We start from the raw sequence: 21,675 nt of genomic DNA, 5'->3' as shown, positions 1-21,675 counted from the left end.
CCCGTACATGGACGTACGGGATGGAGCTGCTGTGACCGACGGCGCGGGCGACGCGGAAGAGGCGGGTGGCGAGAGCGTCTTCACCGTGATCGTCGCCGCGGTGGCGAACCTCGGCATCGCCTTGGCCAAGGCCGTCGCCGGCGTCATCAGCGGATCCAGCGCGATGCTCTCCGAGGCCGCGCACTCCTTCGCCGACACCGTCACCGAACTGCTGCTCCTGACCTCGCTCAAGCGCAGCGAGAAACCCGCCGACGAGGACCACCCCCTCGGGTACGGGGGCGAGCGGTACGTGTGGGCGCTGCTCGCCGCCGTCGCCACGTTCGTCGGCGGTGCCGTCTTCTCCTTCTACGACGGCATCCACACGCTGGTCGTCGGCGAGGAGCTCGGCGATCCGCTCGTCTCGTACATCGTGCTGGGCGTCGCCTTCCTGCTGGAGGGCTTCTCGCTGCGGACCGCCGTCAAGCAGGCGCGGGGGGAGGCCGCCCGGTTCAAGGCGCCCTTCGGCACGTATCTGAGGCACACGCCCGACACCGCCGTGAAGGCCGTCGTCCTGGAGGACAGTGCGGCCCTCGCCGGTCTGCTGCTGGCCGCCGGCGGTCTGCTCGGCGGGCAGCTCACCGGCTCCGGGGTCTGGGACGGCATCGCCTCGCTCTGCATCGGCGTGCTGCTGCTGTGGGTCGCCTGGGTGCTCGGGCGGTCCAACGCCGAGCTGCTCGTGGGGCGGCCGCTGCCGGCGCCCATCAGGGCCGAGATCCGGGAGCTGCTGCTCGGCGTCGAGCACGTCGAGAGCGTCCTCGAACTGACCACGCTGGTGCAGGGCCCCCGCGAGGCGCTGGTCGCCGCCAAGGTCGACTTCCGGGACGCGTCCACCGCGGCGCAGATCGAGTGGGCCTGCGAGGACGCGGCGCGGCGGCTGCAGGAGCGGTTCCCGGCGGTGCGCAGGGTGTACCTGGACCCGACGCCCGGGTTCGCCCAGCGCCGGGAGGCCGGGCTGGACCCCTGGTAGACGGCCTCGTTCGCGGGCTGTGGGCCGGTGGGACTTCTCGCGCGGTTCCCCGCACCCCTGAAGCGAACTCCGCCCGCCCCGCAGCCGCGTTGCGAAGCTCAGTCCAGCAGGCCGGCGGCGCCCAGCAGGTACGCCGTCATCGGGTCGTAGTGGCGCGGGCTCGTCACATGGTCGTCCAGGGGGACCGTCACCTGCATCGTGCCCTCGGCCTCGCCCACGAACAGCGCCGGGTCGTTGCAGTCCGCGTAACCGACGGAGTCGAGGCCGCGCTGGGCCGCGCAGCCCGCCCAGCCGTGGTCGGCGACGACCAGGTCGGGCAGCGGACGGCCCTCGTGCTCCAGGCCGTCGAGGATGCGGGTCATCGGGTCGGGGGAGTGGGTGTGCCACAGCGTCGCCCCGCGCTCCAGCATCGCCACGTCCGCGAACTGGAAGACCATGCCCTCCTCGGTGGCCAGGCCCTCGGGGATGACGACGATCTCGCAGCCCGCCGCGCGCAGGGCGGCCGCGGTCGCCCGGTGCACGTCGAGCAGGCCGCCCGGGTGGCCCGTCGCGAACAGGACGCGCTGGCGGCCCGCGGCCGCCTTGCGCAGCCGGGCCGCCATCCGCTCCAGGGCGTCGACCGTCAGCTCCGGGTCGATGGTGTCCTGGCCGTAACGGTGCTCGGGGTCGTCGACCACCCCGCAGCGCTCGGCCATCACCGCGAGCACGTCCTGCTCGTCGCTCCAGCGGTCGCCGAGTTCCAGGCCCAGCCAGAAGTGCCGGTCGCCGTTCGCGAGCTTGCGGTAGTGGGAGAGGTTGTTCTCGCGGGGCGTGGCCACGTCGCCCGCGATGCGGGTGCGGACGAGGTGGTCGATCAGGGCGGCGCGGGTCGGAGTGTCGCTGGGAATCCCGGGTATCGGCATGGACTCCATTGTGCCGGGGGCGGCTGTGCGGCGGTGATCGGTTCCGGGGAGTGGGACCGGGGTCTGCGCCGCACCCGCACACGAATCATTCGGTGTTCGCCGAAGTTTTGCGGCATGCTGGAGGGATGACTGCCCCGCACTCCGACGGCACCGCCGATGTCACCGCGGACGCCCCCGCCCCCGCCGCCCGGCTCGCCGCCCTCGCCGCGGTCTTCGCCGACGAGACCCGCGCCGCGATCTGCATGGCGATGCTGGAGGGGCGCGCCTGGAGCGCCGGTGAGCTGAGCCGGATCACCGGGGTCGCGCCCTCCACCGTCAGCGGTCACACGGCGCGGCTGGTGAGCGCCGGAGTGTGTGTCACCGAGCGGCGCGGGCGCCACAGTTACGTGCGGATCGCCGACACGGACACGGCCCGGCTCGTCGACGCCCTCGCCTCGCACGCCGTGCCGGACCGGGACGCCGCGCACACCGTGCCGATGGTCGCCGCCCAGGACCCGTTGGCCGCCGCCCGGCTCTGCTACGACCATGTCGCGGGCCGGCTCGGCATGGCCGTCACCGACCGGCTGCGGGAGCGCGGACTGCTGCACACGGACGGGGTCTTCGAGCTGACCGACGACGGGCGCGCCTGGTTCGCGCGGGCCGGGGTCGAACTGCCCGCGGCGGAGCACGCCGGGCGCCGGCCGCTCGCCAGTTCCTGCATGGACTGGACCGAGCGCCGCCGCCACCTGGGCGGGGCCGCCGCGGCCCGGCTGTGCGCGCGGGCCCTCGCGCAGGGCTGGATCGGGCGCGCCGGGGACGGCGGGCGGGCGCTGTACGTGACCGGCGCGGGCGAGCGGATGCTGCACGATCTGCTCGGCCTCACCCCGGACGCCTGGGCGGCCTGACGCCGGCCCACCCGCACCCGCTCTCAAACATTTCGGTGGACGCCGAAATGAAATTTCCGTACGCTGCTCATATGTCCTCCCGAACCTCCCGCGCCGGCCTGCTCACCGTCGGCGCCGTCTCCTTCACCGTGCTCGCCTGGGCCTCGGCCTTCGTCGCGATCCGCAGCGCGGGCGGCGCCTACTCACCGGGCGCGCTCGCCCTGGGCCGGCTGCTCGCCGCCTCCGTGGTCCTGGTCGTCCTGGTCCTGGTCCGCGGCGAAGGGCTGCCGCCGCGCGGCGCCTGGCGCGGCATCGTGGTGTCGGGCCTGGTCTGGTTCGCGGGCTACATGGTCGCGCTGAACTGGGGCGAGCGGCTCGTCGACGCCGGCACCGCCGCCCTGCTCGTGAACGTCGGGCCGATCCTCATGGCGCTGCTCGCCGCCCGGCTGCTCGGCGAGGCGCTGCCGCCGCGGCTGCTCGCCGGCATGGCGGTGTCGTTCGCGGGCGCGGTCGTGGTCGGCCTGTCGATGTCCGCCGGGTCCGCGGGCTCGTCCCGGGACGGCGGTTCGACCTCGCTGCTGGGTGTCGTGCTCTGCCTGCTCGCCGCCGTCGCGTACGCGGTCGGGGTCGTCGCCCAGAAGCCCGCGCTCTCCCACGGCTCGCCGCTCCAGGTCACCGCGTTCAGCTGCCTGATCGGGACGGTGGCCTGCCTGCCGTTCTCCGGACAGCTGTTCTCCGAGGTGGCCGACGCCCCCGCGTCCGCGACCCTCAACATGCTGTACCTCGGCGTCGTACCGACCGCGCTCGCCTTCACCACCTGGACGTACGCGCTGGCCCGCACGCCCGCGGGGAAGATGGGCGCGACGACGTACGCCGTGCCCGCCATCGTGGTCCTGCTCAGCTGGCTCTTCCTCGACGAGGTGCCGGGCTGGCTGACGCTGCTCGGCGGTGTGCTGTGCCTCGCCGGTGTGGCCGTGTCGAGGTCGCGGGCGCGCGCCGCCTCCCGGGTCGTCGCGACGGCCCCCGTGCAGGAGGAGAGCACCACGACGGGGAGCTGACTCCGCCGTGTCCAGGTGCCGGATTCCCTTTTGGCCGCTGCGGCGCAGACGGGCGGAGGGGGCGCGGGGTTAGGGTCCAGCCGTCAGGGGCGTGCGACCGCGCGTTCCGTACGGCGCGAGGAAGGGCTCCGCGATGAACGTCTCCACGGAGCGGGACGACCGGCCGATGACCACCGTGGCCTGCGCCCAGCTCGCCCTCGGGGTCGGGGACGTCGCCGAGAACCTGGCCGCCGCAGAGGAGGCGATCGAGGCCGCCGCCCGCGCCGGGGCCCGCGTCGTCGTGCTGCCCGAGCTGGCCAACAGCGGCTATGTCTTCGAGACCGTCGCCGAGGCCCGCGCGCTCGCCGAGCCGCTCGACGGGCCGACCGTCACCGCCTGGTCCGCCGCCGCCCGCCGGCACGGCGTCACCCTGGTCGCCGGGCTCGCGGAGCTCGACGGCGAGGACCGGGTGCGCAACTCGGCCGTCGTCATCGACCCGTCCGGCGCCCTGCGCGCCGTCTACCGCAAGGCGCACCTCTTCGGCACCGAGAAGGACTTCTTCGTCCCCGGCGACGGGCTGCCCCCGACCGTCGACATCGAGGGCGTCGGCCGGCTCGGCGTGATGGTCTGTTACGACCTGGAGTTCCCCGAGTGGGTCCGCCGCGCCGCCCTCGCCGGCACCGAGCTGCTGTGCGCCCCGGTCAACTGGCCGCGCTTCCCGCGCCCGGAGGGGGAGCGCCCCGCCGAGGTCACCAAGGCGCAGGCGGCTGCCGCCGCGAACCGGATGTACGTCGCCGTCGCCGACCGGGCCGGTGACGAGCGCGGGGTCTCCTGGACCGGTGGCTCCGTGATCGTCGACCCCGACGGGTTCCCGCTCGCCGGGCACACCCCGACCGAGGGTCCCGCCCTGCTGCTGGCCCCCTGCGATCTGGCGCAGGCGCGCGACAAGTCGCTGGGCGAGCACAACGACGTCTTCGGGGACCGGCGGCCCGAGCTGTACTGAGGGCGGAGCGGGTTTTCGTTCGTCCACGGCCCCGTTTCATCGGGGAAGCTGCGCGCAGCGCATGCTTCAGGGGCGCGGGGCTGTATCGACATGCGGCTCCGCCGCGGGGCGCGCCCAGCCCCCACGCACCCGCCCCCGAACGACGACCGACAACCCCTCACCCCAGATCCCGCAGCCCGAACCACAACTCCATCCGCACATCCGGGTCGTCCAGATCCGCCCCCACCAGCGTCGCGCACTTGGCGATCCGCTGCCGCACCGTGTTGCGATGCACGCCGAGCGCACCCGCGGTCCGGTCCCAGCTGCCGTGCAGGGAGAGCCAGGTGCGCAGGGTGTGCCGCAGTTCCGGGCGGTCGGCCAGCGCGGCCAGGGCCGGGGCGGGGGTGTCGGCGCGGTGCCGGGCCAGGGGCAGGCGCAGGGTGCGGGCGCGGGACAGGGCGTGGGCGGCCTGGGTGTCGGCGGTGCGCAGCTCGCCGGGCGCGGCGGGGGCGCTGACCCCGAGGGCCCAGCCGTCGTGCGCGGTGATCTCCTGCCCGGCCGGGACCAGCGCCCGTACGAGCGTGTCCGTGGCGTCGACCAGCGGGGTGCCCAGGGACGGTGCGGGCTGCGCGCCCAGCGGCTGGGCGTGCACCACCCGCCAGGTGTCGTCGGGGCCGAGCAGCCCGGCCGTGTCCTCGGGGCGCTCGCCGAGCAGCAGCCGCACCAGCGCCGCCGAGCGCCGCGCGTCGCCCGCCGACTGGTGCTCGCCCTGGAGCAGGGAGAGGAGTACCACCGCCACGCCCGTGATGGTGTGGTCGCCGGGCGCCCGGCCCGCCGTGGCCAGGCCGAGGGCGCGGCCGCCCGGGCCGCCGAGCGCGTACGCCGACAGCTGCACGCCGTCCACCTCGTCGGACGCGGACGACGGGGTCGGGAAGAGCCGGGTCGTGGCGGGCCGCACCACCCGCACCAGGGCGCCGAGCGCCGCCCCGACCGCGTCGGACGGCGCGGTCCCCGCGCGGTGCAGCTCGGTGCCCTCGGGCCCGACCAGGACCGCGAACCCGCCGGTGCGCTGGGCGAGTTGACGCAGTACGGCCGAGGTGGAGTCCGGGCGCGCGGCCGCCGTCGCGAGACCCTGCTGGGCCTCGGTGACCCGGCGCAGTTCGAGATGGCGCACCGCCGCCATCAGGCTCCACAGGGCCCGCACCACCGCGCTGAACCGGGTGCTCGGCGGCACCTCGACCAGCGGCATCCCGTGCCGCTCGCACGCCGCGACCAGCGCCGCCGGCACCGTGTCGTGCACCGGCGCGAGCCCGAAACCGAGGGCCGCGCCGCCCGCCTGCGCCAGCCGCGACACGTACCGCTCGAAGTACGCGTCCGGGTCGCCGACCGCCTCGGTGATGTGCAGCCCCGCCGTCAGCAGCAGCTCACCGCCGAGCAGATACGGGTACGGGTCCGCCATCTCCGTGGGGTGCGCCGCGTACAGCTGCACCGACCGCGCGGGCGGCCCCGCCAGCTGGCGCAGGCCGAGCTCCTCCTGCGCGAGCAGGGCGCTCAGCAGGACGGGCGGCACCGGCGGGGTGAGCGGCTCGGTCGGCTCGATCGGCATGATGCTGGATGATTCCTCTACTGCGATCCCCGTAAGTATCGGAAACGTACACTTCAGCGTCGCTATTCGGCCACCTAGATTCATTCCGACCGGTGGGCGCGGGTACGGGCGTATGTCCCCGCAGCCGACGGCCCTCTCCCAGGGACCTCACAACCGGACAATCCATGCACGACACGCCACTGAGGTGTGCAAAGGAGGGCGTCCCATGGCCGTCGACTACATCGTGATCGTCGTCTATCTCGCCGGCATGCTGGCCATGGGCTGGTGGGGCATGCGCCGCGCCAAGTCCAAGAGCGACTTCCTGGTCGCCGGACGGCGTCTGGGCCCGGCCATGTACTCCGGCACCATGGCGGCGGTCGTGCTCGGCGGCGCCTCCACCATCGGCGGCGTCGGCCTCGGCTACCAGTACGGCCTGTCGGGCGCCTGGCTCGTCTTCTCCATCGGCTTCGGCCTGCTCGCCCTGTCGGTGTTCTTCTCGGCGCGCATCGCCCGGCTGAAGGTCTACACCGTCTCGGAGATGCTCGACCTGCGTTACGGCGGCAGCGCCGGGATGATCTCCGGCATCGTGATGTGGGCGTACACGCTGATGCTCGTGGTCACCTCGACCATCGCGTACGCCACCATCTTCGACGTCCTCTTCGACGTGCCGCGCTGGCTGGCGATCGTCATCGGCGGCGCCATCGTCGTCGCCTACTCGACGCTCGGCGGCATGTGGTCGATCACCATCACCGACATGGTGCAGTTCGTCGTGAAGACGATCGGTGTGCTGCTGATCCTGCTGCCCGTCGCCGTCGTGAAGGCTGGCGGCTTCAGCGAGATGAAGGCCGCGCTGCCCACCTCGTACTTCGACCCGCTGGGCATCGGCGGCGAGACGATCTTCACGTACGTGCTGATCTACACGTTCGGCATGCTCATCGGCCAGGACATCTGGCAGCGCGTGTTCACCGCCCGCACCGACAAGGTGGCCCGCTGGGGCGGCACGGTCTCCGGCGTCTACTGCCTGGTCTACGCGATCGGCGGCGCCGTCATCGGCACCGCGGCCAAGGTCCTCTACCCGAAGGGCCTCGGCGAGGCCGACGAGGCGTTCGCCCAGATCGTCAAGGACGAGCTGCCCGTCGGTGTCCGCGGCCTGGTCCTCGCCGCCGCGCTGGCCGCCGTGATGTCGACGTCGTCCGGCGCGCTGATCGCCTGCGCCACCGTCGCCAACAACGACATCTGGAAGCGGCTGCGCGGCGTCAAGCCGGAGGCGGGCGCCGAGGGCGAGCACGACGAGGTGAAGGGCAACCGCCTGTTCATCCTGGTCCTCGGCATCGCCGCGATCGTCATCTCGATCGTCCTCAACAACGTGGTCGAGGCGCTCACCGTCGCCTACAACCTGCTCGTCGCCGGGCTGCTCGTGCCGATCCTCGGCGGCCTGGTGTGGAAGCGCGGCACCGGAACCGGTGCGCTCGCCTCCGTCGTCGTCGGCGGTCTCACCGTCCTCGGCCTGATGTGGAAGTACGGGATCCTCGCCAACGAGCCCGTCTACTACGGCCTGTCCGCGTCCCTCGTCGTCTACCTCGTGGTCTCCCTGGCCACGAAGCCCACCGACGCCGCCGTCCTCGCCAACTGGCGCGAGCGGCTCGCCGGCCGCGGCGCCCCCGAGCCCGACCCGGCTCCCGTCGCCGTACCGCAGTAACCCCGTAGAAAGAAGGCATGCGCGCAATGAACAGCTTCGAGACGCCCCGCGTTCCCGCCGGTCCCACCGGTGCTGTCGGTCCGGTCGACTCCTCCCGCATCCCGCGGTACGCGGGGCCTGCGACCTTCGCGCGCCTGCCCCGCCTCGACGAGGTCGACTCCGCCGACGTCGCCGTCGTGGGCGTCCCCTTCGACACCGGTGTCTCCTACCGGCCCGGCGCCCGCTTCGGCGGCAACGCGATCCGCGAGGCCTCCCGCCTCCTGCGCCCGTACAACCCGGCGCAGGACGCGTCCCCGTTCGCCCTCGCGCAGGTCGCGGACGCCGGTGACATCGCCGCCAACCCGTTCAACATCAACGAGGCCGTCGAGACCATCGAGGCCGCCGCCGACGAGCTGCTCGGCTCCGGCGCCCGCATGATGACGCTCGGCGGCGACCACACCATCGCGCTGCCGCTGCTGCGCTCCGTCGCCAAGAAGCACGGCCCGGTCGCGCTGCTCCACTTCGACGCGCACCTCGACACCTGGGACACCTACTTCGGCGCCGAGTACACCCACGGCACCCCGTTCCGCCGCGCCGTCGAGGAGGGCATCCTCGACACCTCCGCCCTCTCCCACGTCGGTACCCGCGGCCCGCTGTACGGCAAGCAGGACCTCACCGACGACGAGAAGCTCGGCTTCGGCATCGTCACCTCGGCCGACGTCTACCGGCGCGGCGCCGACGAGGTCGCCGACCAGCTGCGCCAGCGCATCGGCGACCGCCCGCTGTACATCTCCATCGACATCGACTGCCTCGACCCGGCGCACGCCCCGGGCACCGGCACCCCCGAGGCCGGCGGCATGACCTCGCGGGAGCTCCTGGAGATCCTGCGCGGCCTGGCATCGTGCAACCTGGTGTCCGCGGACGTCGTCGAGGTGGCTCCCGCGTACGACCACGCGGAGATCACCGCCGTCGCCGCCTCGCACACCGCGTACGAGCTGACGACGATCATGTCCCGGCAGATCGCGGCGTCCCGCACCGCCTGACCGCACCACGCACCACCCAGGAGAGCCCCGCGATGACCCACGACCACGGCCACGACGTCGTACTGCGGCCCACACGGGCCCAGACCGAAGCAGCCCTCAACCCGCCCCCGGGGCGGACGGGCGGCGACCTGGTCGTGGAGACTCTCGCGGGGCTCGGCGCGTCCACCGTGTTCGGCCTGCCCGGCCAGCACGCGCTCGGCCTCTTCGACGCGCTGCGCCGCTCCGACCTGCGCTATGTCGGGCTGCGCGTGGAGAACAACGCCGGGTTCGCGGCGGACGCGTACGGCCGGGTGACGGGAGAGGTCGCGCCGCTGTTCCTGTCCACGGGCCCCGGCGCGCTCACCTCGCTGCCCGCTCTCCAGGAGGCGGCCGCCGCGTCCGCGCCGGTCCTCGCGATCGTCAGCCAGGTGCCGGTGGCCGGGCTCGGCGGCGGCCGGCACGGGTACCTCCACGAACTCCGCGACCAGCAGGCCTCGTTCCGCGACATCGTGAAGTCCGTGCACACGGTCCGTACCCAGTCGCAGATCCCGTCGGCCGTCGCCGCGGCCTGGGAGTCGGCGCTGAGCGCGCCGCACGGCCCGGTCTACGTGGAGATCCCGCAGGACGTGCTGCTCGCCCCGGCGTCCCTGCCGGTCGTCACGGCGATGGACGCGACCCCGCACGAGCTGCCGCCGCGCCCCGAGCTCACCGCCGTCGCAGCCGACCTGCTGTCCAGGGCGGCACGCCCGGCGATCATCGCGGGCGGCGGCGTCGTCCGCTCGGACGCCTCCGGCAAGCTGCTCGCGCTCGCGGAGAAGGTGAACGCCCCGGTCGTCTGCACCTTCGGCGGCAAGGGCGCCTTCCCCTGGGAGCACCCCCTCTCGCTCCAGTCCTGGATGGAGGACCGGTACGTCACCGACTTCCTGGAGGACGCGGACGTCCTCCTCGTCGTCGGCTCGGGCCTGGGCGAAGTCTCCTCGAACTACCACACGTTCAAGCCCCGCGGCCGGGTCGTCCAGATCGAGGCCGACGCGGGCAAGCTGGAGTCCAACCACCCGGCGCTCGGCATCCACGCCGACGCCCGCCTCGCGCTGCAGGCGCTGGTGGAGACGGTCGAGGAGCGCCCCGACGAGAAGGCCGCGCCCCGCGTCGCCGAGACCCTGAAGGCCGTACGGGACCGCATCGCCTCCCAGGAACTCACCCTGGAACAGGATGTGTTGGCCTCCGTCCGCGCCGCGCTCCCGCCCAAGTCCCCTTCCTTCTGGGACATGACGATCCTCGCCTACTGGGCCTGGTCGGCATGGCCCGGCCCGCTGCACTCGGCGCAGGGCGCGGGCGGCCTCGGCTACGGCTTCCCCGCGGCCCTCGGCGCCGCGGCGGCCGACCCGACGACCCCGGTCCTCGCGGTCTCCGGCGACGGCGGCGCCCTGTACTCGATCGCCGAACTCGCCACGGCCGCCCAGGAGTCCCTGAACGTCACCTGGCTGATCGTCGACGACGGCGGCTACGGCATCCTGCGCGAGTACATGAACGACGCGTTCGGCCAGGCCACGGCCACGGAGCTGACCCGCCCCGACTTCGTGGCCCTCGCCGAGTCCTTCGGCGTCCCCGCCGTGCGCACGACGCCGGAGACGCTCAAGGACGACCTGTCGTCGGCGCTCGCGGCGCCGGGCCCGCGCGTGGTCGTGCTCCCGGCGGTGCTGCGCATGTTCGCGCCCACGCATCTGGGCTGAGACACAGGCCCTGAGCCTCAGCCCACCTCGGCCAGGTGCTCGGCGACCTTCGCGGTCAGCAGGTCCGGGTTCTCGGCGGGCAGCCCGTGCCCGCCCGGGACCCGCAGCAGCCGGGCGTGCGGGATGCGTTCGGCCAGGTCGTGCTGGTGGTGCGGGGGCACCATGCGGTCGTCGGCGCTGGAGATCAGCAGGGTCGGGGCCGTGATGCGCGGGAGCAGGTCGGTGAGGTCGACTGCGGCGTCGGCCGCGGACTGGCGGGCGAAACCGTCGGCTCCCGTGGTGAGCTGCTCGGTCAAGGCGGCGGTCACCTCGTCGAAGGTGGCGTCGTCCCAGTCGCGCAGGGTGTCCTTGCCCAGGGCGAAGAGGATGATCGTGCGGGCCAGGGCGGCCGGGTCGGTGGCGGCCAGGTGCTGCCAGTGGTCGAACTGGTACCTCATGTACGCGTCCGCCTTCACCCAACCCGCGTGCGCGGTGAGGGAGTTGACCAGGCCGGGGTGGAGGGCCGCGGTCGCCGTCGCCACCACCGCGCCCAGCGAGTGGCCGACGACGTGGAACCGGTCGAGCCCCGCGTCCCGGGCCGCCGCCACGACCGGCGCGACCATGTCGTCGAGGGTGATCGGGCCGCCCGGGTCGGTCGTCTCGGGTGAACCGGGAAGGTCGGGGGCGACGATCGTGAAGCGGTCCGCGAGGGCCTCCATGAGCGGCGTCCAGTTGGCGGCCGCCGTGGCGCCGGTGCCGTGCACCAGGACGAGGCCCGGGCCGCTGCCCGCGACCAGGTAGTGGGTCTTGCTGATACCGCCGGACACGGCGACGTCGACGTAAGGCATGGCGTAACTCCTGTGTGTGGGTGGGGTGTTGACGGTGAGGGCGTCAGTTCAGGGCCGCGCGCAGCGCCTGGTTGAAGCGCTCGGGGCGCTCCTGCTGCGCCATGTGCCCGGCGCCCTCGATCACCGTCAGCCGGGCGCCGGGTATCAGGTCGAGCAGCCCGCGCGGCACCGACAGCGGGACCTCGGTGTCCAGTGCGCCGTGCAGGAAGTGGACCGGGACGCGCAGTGCGGGCAGCCGGTCCCTGGGGTCGTACGCGGCCTGGTCGGTGGCGAGCGCGTCGATACGGGGCGTCGCGTCGAGGACCTGCCGGACCGTCCAGTCGATCAGCGCCCGGCTCGTGCCGGGCGCGTACCAGTGCGGCACGAACCCGGCCAGCGTGCCGGCGCGGTCGGCCCGCAGATCGGCGAGCAGCCCGGCCGCCGCCCGCTTCGCCCCGGGCCGCGTGCTGAAGTGCTGCACCCCCGAGCCCACCGGGACGACCGCCCCGATCCGTCCGGGCGCCCGCAGCGCGGCCTCGATCACGAACGCGCCCGCGATCGACGACCCCACGAGCACGGGCCGGTCCAGGTCCAGTACGTCGATGAACTCCAGTACGTCGGAGGCGAGTTGCGCGATGGTGTACCCGCCGGCCGGGCGGTCCGAGCGGCCGCAGCCACGCCAGTCGAGAGTGATCACCCGGTGGTCGGCCGACAGACCGGCGACCTGCGCGTCCCAGACCCGGCCGCTGGTGCCCCATCCGTGCAGCAGGACCAGCGGGCGGCCCGAGCCCAGATCCTCGTAATGGAGCGTGGTGTCGTTCACGGTGGCGTAAGGCATGCGCCCATTCCAGCGGCCGGACGGCCGCCGACCAAGGAGTGATCCGCTCTTAGACTCATCACGCATCGTGATCGACGGGGTCTTCCCGGACCGGGGGTGGGGCGTGGAGCTGCGTCAGGTGAAGTACTTCGTGGCCGTGGCCGAGGAGCTGCACTTCGGGCGGGCGGCCGAGCGGCTGCACATCGTGCAGCCCACCGTCAGCCAGCAAGTGCGCCGCCTGGAGCGGGAGTTCGGGCTCGAACTCTTCGACCGCACGAGCCGTTCGGTGCGGCTGACCGGGGCGGGCCGGGCCTTCCTGCCGCACGCCCGCGCGATCCTGGCCGCCGAACGGGCCGCGGCCGAGGCGATGGACGGGGTGCGTGCGGAACAGGAGACGACCTTGCGCGTCGGCACCAACGTGGGGCTCGGACTGCGCCTCGACGGTGTGCTGACCGTCCTGTCCGAGCGGGCCCCGCAGCTGCTGGTCGAGCTGGTCAGCGGCCCCGGCGCGACCCGGCTCCAGCAGGTCCGCGACGGCGAGCTCGACGCCACCTTCCTGCGCGGCCCCGACGCGGACCCCGACCCCGCTCCCGGCCTCGAACTGCTGCCCCTGTGGCGCGACGTCCTGGTCGCCGCGCTGCCCGCCGCGCACCCGCTGGCCGGGCGGGACCGGGTCGACCTCGCGGACCTGGCGGAACTGCCGCTGCGGATCGCGCCCCGCGCCGCGCACCCGGCCCTGGTCGATGCCGTCCTGGACGCCTGCCGGGCCGCCGGGTTCGAGCCCGTCATGGGGCCCGCCTTCACCACCGACCAGGACACCCTCGCCGCGATCGCCGCGGGCCGGCCGAGCTGGACCGTCTACTTCGCCGCGCAGGCCGCCGTGCAGCCCGCGCACCGGATCGCGTTCCGCCCCTTCGCCGACCGGGACACGGCGCCGGGCCTGCGGACGTACCTCGCGGTGCGCCCCGGCCCGCCGTCGCGCCGGCTCGCGGCGCTGCTGGACGCGTGCCACGCGCAGGACGGGGCGCTGGACGCCTGATCCGTCCCGCGCGCGGCGGCACCGGGTCCGTCACCAGATCGCGTCGACCCACTCCGGGTGGTCGACGAACGGGTTCCGGTTGTGCTGGTACGTCGTGTAGATGACCTGGTTGCGGTTCTCCTCGAAGGAGTCCGGCGGGTCCTCGTCGTTCCACTTCTTCAGCACCGACAGCTTGCCGATGTACGGGGAGGTGCCGTTGTTCACCTTCTCGTCCGGCTCCAGGTCGGCGAAGCCGTCGTCGCCCTCGTAGCGGACGGCCATGTAGAGGATCATGCGCGCCACGTCGCCCTTGACGGCGTCGCGCGGCTCGAAGGAGTCCGAGTCGACCTTGCTGCCGCCGCTGTTGGTGAAGGCGGAGCCGCCCTCGTCGAAGTCGAGGTTGCCGCGGACGTTGTTGACGGCGACGTCCTCGGGGCGCAGGTGGTGCAGGTCCGTGCCGGGGCCCGTCGCGGTGCCGAAGTCGCCGTGGGACTTGGCCCACACGTGCTCGCGGTTCCAGTCGCCGGAGTCGCCGCCGTTGAGGGACTTCGCGCGGGAGATGCCGCTGTAGAGCAGGATCACGTTGCTGCTGTTGTTCGGGTCCTGGTCGGTGACCTTGAGGGCGTTCCAGACGGCGTCGTACGAGAGTTTCGTCTGGCTGCTGATGATCGTGTGCAGCGAGGACTTGAGCGCGGTGCCGGTCTTGCCGATCGCGTTCGCGTAGTACGTGTCGTCGTACGCGGTCGTGGTGGCGGCCGCCGGGGACGCGGCCGCGGCGGGCAGGGCCACGGCGGCCAGGAGTGCGGCGGCCGTGAGCGCGAGCGTGCGCGTGCGTATGTGGGCTGCGGGCATGTGGGGTGTCCGTCCGTTCTACGCGGGTTGACTTGGGTAACCCGGAGCGTGACATGGACACGTGGTTTTTGGGTGAACGTCGTGAGTCGATCGGGTATCGAAGAAGGGCTCCTGACGTCATGTCAGGGGCCCTTCTGTGGTGGTGTATTGGGGTCTGTGCCGCTAGCCGAGGTCGGAGGGGTCGAGGCGGTACAGCGACGAGGAGTCGCTCGACGTGCCGCCGTACGCGCTCGCCTTCACCTTCGTGCCGTGCTCCCGCACCCACTCGGTGACGGCGGTCGAGGCGCTGTTGCCGCCGCCCATGCCGCTTCCGCCGACCTGGATGTAGTGCAGCTCGCCGCTCTCGACCAGCTTCTTGAGCTTGGCGACGGTCATGCCGTTGTCGCTGCCCGTGAAGCCGTACATGGAGATGACGGGCTTCTTGGTGCTGAGGATGATCTGCGCGGCGGACTGCGAGTCGGAGACCGCGAGCAGCCACGTGGCGCCGTCCTGGTGCTTCTCCAGGTACGTGATCATGTCGCTGTCGACGCCGCCGCCCATGCCGCCGCCACCGAGGCCGCCGCCGCGCGAACCGCCGTCCGACTGACCGCCGGGCATCTCGCCACCGGCCTGACCGCCCGGCATCTCACCACCGCCGGGGAAGCCGCCCCCCGACCGGCCGCCCGGCATCTCACCGCCGCCCGGGAAGCCGCCACCCTGCTGGTCGCCCTGCTGTCCGCCGGGGCCGCCCTGCTGGGTGCCGTCCTGCCGGCCGCCCGGCATCTCCCCGCCCGGCATCTCGCCGCCGGCCATCTCGCCGCCGGCCATCTCACCGCCGCCGGGGAAGCCGCCCCCGCCGCCCCCGCCGGGACCGCCCATGCCGCCGCCCGTCGTGGGGCCGGCCGTCGGGTTCGAGCCGCCCATGCCGCCACCGGCGCCACCGGAGGCGAACGTCGTGGCCCCCGCGTACGCCGCCGGGCCCGCCACGGACGCGACGACCGCGGCCGCCACCGCCGCGGCGAACAGCCGCAGCCGGGCGCCCGACGCCGTACGGAAGACGAGCAGGCCCGCGATCGCCGCCGCCATGACGAGCGCGATCAGCGGCCACAGCCAGCTGTTCCAGCCGGACGCGCGGCGCAGCAGCACGATCGACCAGAGCCCGGTGACACCGAGCGCGACCGGCAGCACCCACGCCCACCGCTTGTCCTCGCGCAGCGCGCGCACCAGCATCACGCCGCCGCCACCGCACAGCGCCGCGATGCCGGGGGCGACCGCGGTCGTGTAGTACGGGTGCATGGTGCCTTCGGCGGTCGCGAAGGTGACGTAGTGCAGCAGCAGCCAGCCGCCCCACAGCACGAGCGCGGCCCGGGTGAGGTCGGTGCGCGGGGCGCGGCCGCGCAGCACCAGACCGCCGACGAGCGCCGCACCCGCGAACGGGATCAGCCAGGAGATCTGCCCGCCGAGGGTGTCGTTGAAGAGCCGGCCGAGGCCCGCGGTGCCGGAGAAGCCGCCGCCGCCCCCGCCGCCGTTGCCCTCGCCGCCGAAGATCCGGCCCAGGCCGTTGTAGCCCATGATCAGGTCCCAGGCGGAGCCGTCCGTCGAGCCGCCGATGTACGGGCGCTCGGACGCGGGCACCAGGGAGACGGCGACCGCCCACCAGAAGCTGGAGACGGCGAGCACGACGGCGGCCGGCGCCAGATTGCGGGCCTTCTTCTTCCAGCCCGGGCGGGACGCGTACACGTACACCGCGAAGACCACGGGCAGCGCGATGTAGCCCTGGAGCATCTTGGTGTTGAACGCCAGGCCGAAGCAGGCCGCCGAAGCGAGCAGCGGCAGCAGCTTCTCGTCACGGGTGGCGCGCAGCGCGAGCGCGGCGCCGCCGACCATGAGCAGCACCAGGAGGGTGTCCGGGTTGTTGTCCCGGTTGATGGCGACGGTGATCGGGGTCAGCGCGAGCACCAGCGCGGCGATCGCCGCGGCCGCGTGGCCCCACACCCGCTTCACCGAGGAGTGCAGGATCCAGATCGAGCCGAGCCCGGCGGCGATCTGCGGCACCATCATCTGCCAGGTGCCGAAACCGAAGATCCGGCAGAACAGGCTCATCACCATCAGGGCGAACGGTGGCTTGTCCACCGTGAGGAAGTTCCCGGCGTCGATGGAGCCGAAGAACCAGGCCTTCCAGCTCTGGGTGCCGCTGTAGATCGCGGCGCTGTAGAAGCTGTTGAGGCCGCTGCCGGAGAGGTTCCAGGCGTACAGCACCCCGGCCAGCACGAGGGTCGCCAGCAGCGCGGGCCGTGACCAGCGCGGCGTGCGGTGCGCGGTCGGCGCTGCCGTCGGCGGCGGCGGGGCGGGGGCGTGGGGGAGCGGTTCGGTCGCAGAGGTCACCAGGGCACGCTGGCCCGTCCAGGTGAGCGCGGACTGTGCCGAGCCTGGGGGTTGCCTGTGGATCCGGGCAAGGGTTCCCCATGGGGCGGCGGCGGGATGAAATCCGCCCCCGCCCGTGTTGGCCCTTCGGCAGGTCACAGGTTCATGGCGAGGAGAGGCACGGGCGTGGCGGAGAAACGGGGCTGGGCGCGCAGGCTCGCGGGGTACGCGTGGCGGTACCCCAAGGACGTCGTGCTCGCGCTCGGGGCCTCGCTCGGCGGCATGGCCGTCATGGCGCTGGTCCCGCTGATCACCAAGGTGATCATCGACGACGTCATCGGGGACCACTCGAAGTCCATGGGCCCGTGGGCGGGTGCGCTCATCGCCGCGGCCGTCGTCGTGTACGTGCTCACCTACATACGCCGCTACTACGGCGGACGGCTCGCCCTCGACGTGCAGCACGATCTGCGCACGGAGATGTACGGGACGATCACCCGGCTCGACGGCCGCCGCCAGGACGAGCTGTCCACCGGGCAGGTCGTCGGCCGCGCCACCAGCGACCTCCAGCTCATCCAGGGCCTGCTCTTCATGCTCCCGATGACCATCGGGAACCTGCTGCTCTTCCTCATATCCCTGGTGATCATGGCGTGGCTCTCGCTGCCGCTGACCCTGGTCGCACTGGCCGTCGCCCCGGCCCTGTGGGTCATCGCCAAGCGCAGCCGCTCCCGGCTGCACCCGGCCACCTGGTACGCGCAGGCGCAGGCCGCCGCCGTGGCGGGGGTCGTCGACGGGGCCGTCAGCGGCGTCCGCGTCGTGAAGGGCTTCGGGCAGGAGGACCAGGAGACCGGGAAGCTCAGGGAGGTCGGGCGCCGGCTGTACGCGGGACGGCTGCGCACGATCCGGCTGAACTCCAGGTTCACCCCCGCGCTCCAGGCCGTCCCGGCGCTCGGCCAGGTCGCGATGCTCGCCCTCGGCGGCTGGCTCGCGGTGAAGGGCCAGATCACCCTGGGTACCTTCGTCGCCTTCTCCTCCTACCTCGCGCAGCTCGTCGGCCCGGTGCGGATGCTCGCCATGGTGCTGACCGTCGGCCAGCAGGCGCGGGCCGGTGTCGAGCGCGTCCTGGAACTGATCGACACCGAGCCGTCCCTGACCGACGGCACCAAGGACCTGCCCGCCGACGCGCCCGCGACCGTCGAGTTCGACGACGTCGCCTTCGAGTACGCGGGCGGCGACCGCCCCGTCCTCGACGGCCTCTCCTTCGAGATCCGCGCCGGTGAGACCCTCGCCGTCGTCGGCTCCTCCGGCTCCGGCAAGTCCACCGTCTCGCTGCTGCTGCCGCGCTTCTACGACGTCACGCGCGGCGCCGTCCTCATCGGCGGCCACGATGTGCGCGAGCTGAGCCTCTCCTCGCTGCGGGCCGCGATCGGACTCGTACCGGAGGACTCGTTCCTCTTCTCCGACACCGTGCGCGCCAACATCGCGTACGGCGTCCCGGACGCCACCGACGAGCAGATCGACGCCGCCGCGCGCGCCGCGCAGGCCGACCGGTTCATCGCCGAGCTGCCCGAGGGGTACGCCACCAAGGTCGGCGAGCACGGGCTCACCCTCTCCGGCGGCCAGCGCCAGCGCGTCGCGCTCGCCCGCGCCATCCTCACCGACCCGCGCCTGCTCGTCCTCGACGACGCCACGTCCGCCGTGGACGCGCGGGTCGAGCACGAGATCCACGAGGCGCTCAAGCAGGTCATGGCGGGCCGCACCACCCTGCTCATCGCGCATCGCCGCTCCACCCTGAACCTCGCCGACCGCATCGCCGTCCTGGACGGCGGCAGGCTCGCCGCCATCGGCACGCACGAGGAGCTGGAGAAGTCCTCCCCGCTCTACCGGCGGCTGCTGACCGACCCGGACGAGCTGGGCGGGGTCTCCCCGGGACACGCCCTGCCGACGGCCCCGGCCGAGGACACCTCCGTACGGGACGAGCTCGACGCCGAGTTCGACGCCGAGCGGGGCGTCACCCCCAGGCTGTGGACCGGCGACCGCGAGCCGAAGAACGCAAAAGATCCAGCGCTGTCCGGGATGCCCGCGACCCCCGAACTCCTCGCCCAGGTCGACGCGCTGCCGCCCGCCACCGACACCCCCGACATCGACGAGACGCAGGCCGTCCGCGCCGAGGACTCGTACGGGCTGCGCAGGCTGCTGCGCGGCTTCGGCGGGGCGCTGCTGATCAGCCTCGCGCTGGTCGCCGTCGACGCCGGAGTGGGCCTGCTCCTGCCGGTCCTCATCCGGCACGGCATCGACAAGGGCGTCACCCAGATGGCGCTCGGCGCCGTCTGGGCGGCGTCACTGCTCGCGCTGGTCGCCGTCCTGGTCCAGTGGGTCGCGCAGATCGGCGAGACCCGGATGACCGGCCGCACCGGCGAGCGCGTCCTGTACTCGCTGCGCCTGAAGATCTTCGCCCAGCTGCAGCGGCTCGGCCTCGACTACTACGAGCGCGAGCTGACCGGCCGGATCATGACCCGGATGACGACGGACGTCGACGCGCTGTCGACGTTCCTGCAGACGGGCCTGGTCACCGCGTTCGTCTCCGTCGTCACCTTCTTCGGCATCATGGGCGCGCTGCTCGTCATCGACGTCCAGCTCGCGCTCGTCGTCTTCGCGACGCTGCCGCCGCTGATCGTCGGCACGTTCTTCTTCCGCCGCTCCAGCGTCAAGGCGTACGAGCTGGCGCGCGAGCGGGTCTCCGTCGTCAACGCCGACCTCCAGGAGACCGTCGCCGGGCTGCGCATCGTGCAGGCGTTCCGGCGCGAGAAGGACGGCGGCGAGCGGTTCGCGGCGGGCAGCGAGAGCTACCGGGCCGCCCGGATCCGCGGCCAGTGGCTGATCTCCGTGTACTTCCCGTTCGTGCAGCTGCTGTCGGCGGTGGCCGCCGCGTCCGTGCTGATGGTGGGCGCGCACCGGGTGGAGGCGGGCACGCTGACGACGGGCGCCCTGGTCGCGTACCTCCTCTACATCGACCTGTTCTTCGCGCCGGTGCAGCAGCTGTCCCAGGTCTTCGACGGCTACCAGCAGGCCACCGTCTCGCTCGGCCGCATCCAGGAACTCCTGCGCGAGCCGACCTCGACGAAGGGCGCCGCCGAGCCGCTGGACGTGCTCTCGCTGCGCGGCGAGCTCGCCTTCGAGGACGTCGACTTCGCGTACGGCGCCGCGGACGCGGGGGAGGCGGCCCTGAACGACGTACGGCTGCACATCCCCGCGGGGCAGACCGTCGCGTTCGTCGGTGAGACGGGCGCGGGCAAGTCGACGCTGGTCAAGCTGGTCGCCCGGTTCTACGACCCGACCGGCGGCCGGGTCACCGTCGACGGCACCGATCTGCGCGACCTCGACATGACCGCCTACCGGCACCGGCTCGGCGTCGTCCCGCAGGAGGCGTACCTGTTCCCCGGCACGATCCGCGACGCCATCGCCTACGGCCGCCCGGACGCCACCGACGCCGAGGTGGAGGCGGCGGCCCGCGCGGTCGGCGCGCACGAGATGATCGCGACGCTCGACGGCGGCTACCTCCACGAGGTCGCCGAGCGCGGCCGCAACCTCTCCGCGGGCCAGCGCCAGCTGATCGCCCTGGCCCGCGCCGAACTCGTCGACCCCGACATCCTGCTCCTCGACGAGGCCACGGCCGCCCTCGACCTCGCCACGGAGGCCCAGGTCAACCAGGCCACCGACCGCCTCGCGGGCAAGCGCACGACCCTGGTCGTCGCCCACCGCCTGACGACGGCGGCCCGCGCGGACCGGGTGATCGTGATGGATCACGGCCGGGTCGCGGAGGACGGGACGCACGACGAACTGCTGCGACGGGGTGGCCATTACGCCGCGCTGTGGCGGACCTTCATCGGGGAGGACGAGTCGGCCGGTGTCGGTCCGTCGGTCAGTACTTCGACGTGATGTCGGTGATCTTCTTGGTCGCCAGGTCCGAGTACACCGTCAGGTAGGTGTACGTGGCGTGCTTGCCGGTGCCCCAGGTCAGGCGCACCGTCGAGCGCGTCCTGCCCATGCCGCTGTCGCCCGCCGTCACCTTCCAGGCGTTCGGCACGTTCTGCGCGCGCAGCACGCCGTCCGCCTCGTGCCGCTTCTCCCAGGTCAGCAGGCGCGAGCGGAGCGCGGAGGTCAGATAGAACGTCCGCAGCCGCCCGGCCAGGGCGTTGTCCCCGCTGTCGTGGGCGACGTCGATGTACGCGCCGTAGAAGTGCGCCACCCGGTCGTAGACCGCGTCCGGGTCGCCACTGCGCGAGGGTGCGCCCGAGGGGCTGTTCCCGGCGGGGGCGGTGGGCGCGGCGGCGGCGGTGGGAACGGCGACGGCGGCGATGAGCAGGCCGGCGGCGAGAAGGTACTTGGCGTGCTGGGTGTGCCTCATGACGGGACCCGCCTTTCGCGTTCTGTCCTGTCTGCCGTGTTGGACGTCGGGTGGGCAGCCAGGGTTGTCCCAAACATGGCAAAGAATGCGGTATCGGCACCGGTATCGCGCAACCGTGCGGGCCGCGTGTCGCGTCCGTTCATCAGTACGCTGATGCTGAGGTGACGGGAGGGGGCTGTGGTGCGAAGAGACGGTGAGGCGGGCGCCGGCATACGACGCGGGCCGCGCCGACGGTTCGTGCTGGCCGTGACCGCGCTGCTCGGCACGGGGCTGCTCGTCATCGGCGGCCCGGCCGTGGGCAGCGCCCAGGCGGCCGCGCTCTGCGGCGGCCACAAGGTCCGCACCCTCACCTTCGCGACCGGCAGGACGGTCGTCTACAAGAGCCGCAGCTATGTCTGCGCCGTCACCTACCCCAAGCGCGGCGGCGCCCGCCAGTACATGTCGGTCGGCGTCCAGGCCCGCGGCAACCGCCCCGTCGTCGACGAGGGCCGCTACACCCACCACGCGGGACCGGTCACCGTGCACGCCGGACACCGCTGCGTCCGGGTGACCGGGAAAGTCGGCTCGCGATCGGTCAGCTCCGGCTGGATCTTGTGCTGAGCGGACACCAAGTCCCTCTGGTGGTA

Annotated in this window: 17 protein-coding genes; 10 read left to right on the top strand and 7 right to left on the bottom strand. The window is 73.1% G+C overall.

The genetic code is table 11. From position 1 onward, the window contains the following. The first annotated feature begins 7 nt into the window (after positions 1 to 7). Positions 8 to 1,006 carry a cation diffusion facilitator family transporter gene (locus J3486_RS23450; protein ID WP_207823369.1) on the top strand — a complete coding sequence of 333 codons (999 nt, stop codon included), beginning with the start codon at positions 8 to 10 and terminating at the stop codon, positions 1,004 to 1,006. Between the two features lie 98 nt (positions 1,007 to 1,104). On the opposite strand, the gene J3486_RS23445 is transcribed toward J3486_RS23450, so the two are convergent. Continuing rightward, a complete protein-coding gene (locus J3486_RS23445) occupies positions 1,105 to 1,908 on the bottom strand; it encodes a phosphatase (protein ID WP_207823367.1) in 804 nt (267 codons plus the stop codon). Positions 1,909 to 2,033: 125 nt separating this feature from the next. Between J3486_RS23445 and J3486_RS23440 the strand changes: the two genes are divergently transcribed. From J3486_RS23440 to J3486_RS23430, 3 genes are all read left to right on the top strand, one after another. Beyond that, positions 2,034 to 2,792, top strand: coding sequence for a helix-turn-helix transcriptional regulator (locus tag J3486_RS23440; RefSeq protein ID WP_207823365.1), 759 nt, complete (start codon positions 2,034 to 2,036; stop codon positions 2,790 to 2,792). A gap of 71 nt (positions 2,793 to 2,863) precedes the next feature. Next, a complete protein-coding gene (locus J3486_RS23435) occupies positions 2,864 to 3,829 on the top strand; it encodes a DMT family transporter (RefSeq protein WP_207823363.1) in 966 nt (321 codons plus the stop codon). A 133-nt stretch (positions 3,830 to 3,962) separates the two neighbouring features. Further along, positions 3,963 to 4,811 (top strand): nitrilase-related carbon-nitrogen hydrolase, encoded by an 849-nt coding sequence (locus tag J3486_RS23430; RefSeq protein ID WP_207823361.1) that lies wholly within the window; start codon positions 3,963 to 3,965, stop codon positions 4,809 to 4,811. A gap of 157 nt (positions 4,812 to 4,968) precedes the next feature. Here the strand turns inward: J3486_RS23430 and J3486_RS23425 are convergent, their stop codons facing one another. Then, the gene (locus J3486_RS23425) at positions 4,969 to 6,396 is read right to left on the bottom strand and encodes a PucR family transcriptional regulator (RefSeq protein WP_207823359.1); all 1,428 of its coding nucleotides are present in this window, start codon (positions 6,394 to 6,396) and stop codon (positions 4,969 to 4,971) included. 205 nt (positions 6,397 to 6,601) lie between these two features. On the opposite strand from J3486_RS23425, the gene J3486_RS23420 reads away from it, so the two are divergent. Genes J3486_RS23420 through J3486_RS23410 form a run of 3 tightly spaced genes read left to right on the top strand, consistent with a single transcriptional unit; the run spans position 6,602 to position 10,808 of the window. Then, complete coding sequence (locus J3486_RS23420; protein ID WP_207823357.1) at positions 6,602 to 8,074, top strand: sodium:solute symporter; 1,473 nt, start codon at positions 6,602 to 6,604, stop codon at positions 8,072 to 8,074. A 26-nt stretch (positions 8,075 to 8,100) separates the two neighbouring features. Further along, positions 8,101 to 9,096: an agmatinase gene (speB, locus tag J3486_RS23415; RefSeq protein ID WP_207823579.1), complete on the top strand. Its 996-nt coding sequence runs from the start codon at positions 8,101 to 8,103 to the stop codon at positions 9,094 to 9,096. Positions 9,097 to 9,128: 32 nt separating this feature from the next. Beyond that, complete coding sequence (locus tag J3486_RS23410; protein WP_207823355.1) at positions 9,129 to 10,808, top strand: thiamine pyrophosphate-binding protein; 1,680 nt, start codon at positions 9,129 to 9,131, stop codon at positions 10,806 to 10,808. A 17-nt stretch (positions 10,809 to 10,825) separates the two neighbouring features. Here J3486_RS23410 and J3486_RS23405 read toward each other — a convergent pair whose 3' ends face one another. Together J3486_RS23405 and J3486_RS23400 are read right to left on the bottom strand one after the other, a co-directional pair. Beyond that, positions 10,826 to 11,635 (bottom strand): alpha/beta fold hydrolase, encoded by an 810-nt coding sequence (locus J3486_RS23405; protein ID WP_207823353.1) that lies wholly within the window; start codon positions 11,633 to 11,635, stop codon positions 10,826 to 10,828. Positions 11,636 to 11,678: 43 nt separating this feature from the next. Beyond that, on the bottom strand, positions 11,679 to 12,452 hold the full coding sequence (locus J3486_RS23400; protein WP_207823351.1) for an alpha/beta fold hydrolase: 774 nt from the start codon (positions 12,450 to 12,452) through the stop codon (positions 11,679 to 11,681). A gap of 103 nt (positions 12,453 to 12,555) precedes the next feature. Between J3486_RS23400 and J3486_RS23395 the strand changes: the two genes are divergently transcribed. Beyond that, positions 12,556 to 13,470, top strand: a complete 915-nt coding sequence (locus J3486_RS23395; protein WP_207823577.1) for a LysR family transcriptional regulator — start codon at positions 12,556 to 12,558, stop codon at positions 13,468 to 13,470. A gap of 30 nt (positions 13,471 to 13,500) precedes the next feature. On the opposite strand, the gene J3486_RS23390 is transcribed toward J3486_RS23395, so the two are convergent. Beyond that, complete coding sequence (locus J3486_RS23390; RefSeq protein WP_207823349.1) at positions 13,501 to 14,301, bottom strand: endonuclease I family protein; 801 nt, start codon at positions 14,299 to 14,301, stop codon at positions 13,501 to 13,503. 162 nt (positions 14,302 to 14,463) lie between these two features. Next, a complete protein-coding gene (locus J3486_RS23385; protein ID WP_207823347.1) occupies positions 14,464 to 16,665 on the bottom strand; it encodes a glycosyltransferase family 39 protein in 2,202 nt (733 codons plus the stop codon). A 144-nt stretch (positions 16,666 to 16,809) separates the two neighbouring features. On the opposite strand from J3486_RS23385, the gene J3486_RS23380 reads away from it, so the two are divergent. After that, entirely contained in the window at positions 16,810 to 20,580 is a 3,771-nt protein-coding gene (locus tag J3486_RS23380) for an ABC transporter ATP-binding protein (protein ID WP_207823345.1), read from the top strand. Here J3486_RS23380 and J3486_RS23375 read toward each other — a convergent pair. After that, the gene (locus J3486_RS23375) at positions 20,564 to 21,049 is read right to left on the bottom strand and encodes a hypothetical protein (protein WP_207823343.1); all 486 of its coding nucleotides are present in this window, start codon (positions 21,047 to 21,049) and stop codon (positions 20,564 to 20,566) included. The two genes, J3486_RS23380 and J3486_RS23375, sit on opposite strands and share 17 nt — an antisense overlap. 177 nt (positions 21,050 to 21,226) lie before the next feature. Between J3486_RS23375 and J3486_RS23370 the strand changes: the two genes are divergently transcribed. Continuing rightward, positions 21,227 to 21,649: a hypothetical protein gene (locus J3486_RS23370; protein ID WP_374194758.1), complete on the top strand. Its 423-nt coding sequence runs from the start codon at positions 21,227 to 21,229 to the stop codon at positions 21,647 to 21,649. Positions 21,650 to 21,675 lie beyond the last annotated feature (26 nt).

Origin of the sequence: Streptomyces sp. VRA16 Mangrove soil, assembly GCF_017377775.1 — a bacterium.
Lineage (GTDB): Bacteria > Actinomycetota > Actinomycetes > Streptomycetales > Streptomycetaceae > Streptomyces.
This window is presented reverse-complemented; position numbering and strand designations above follow the sequence as displayed.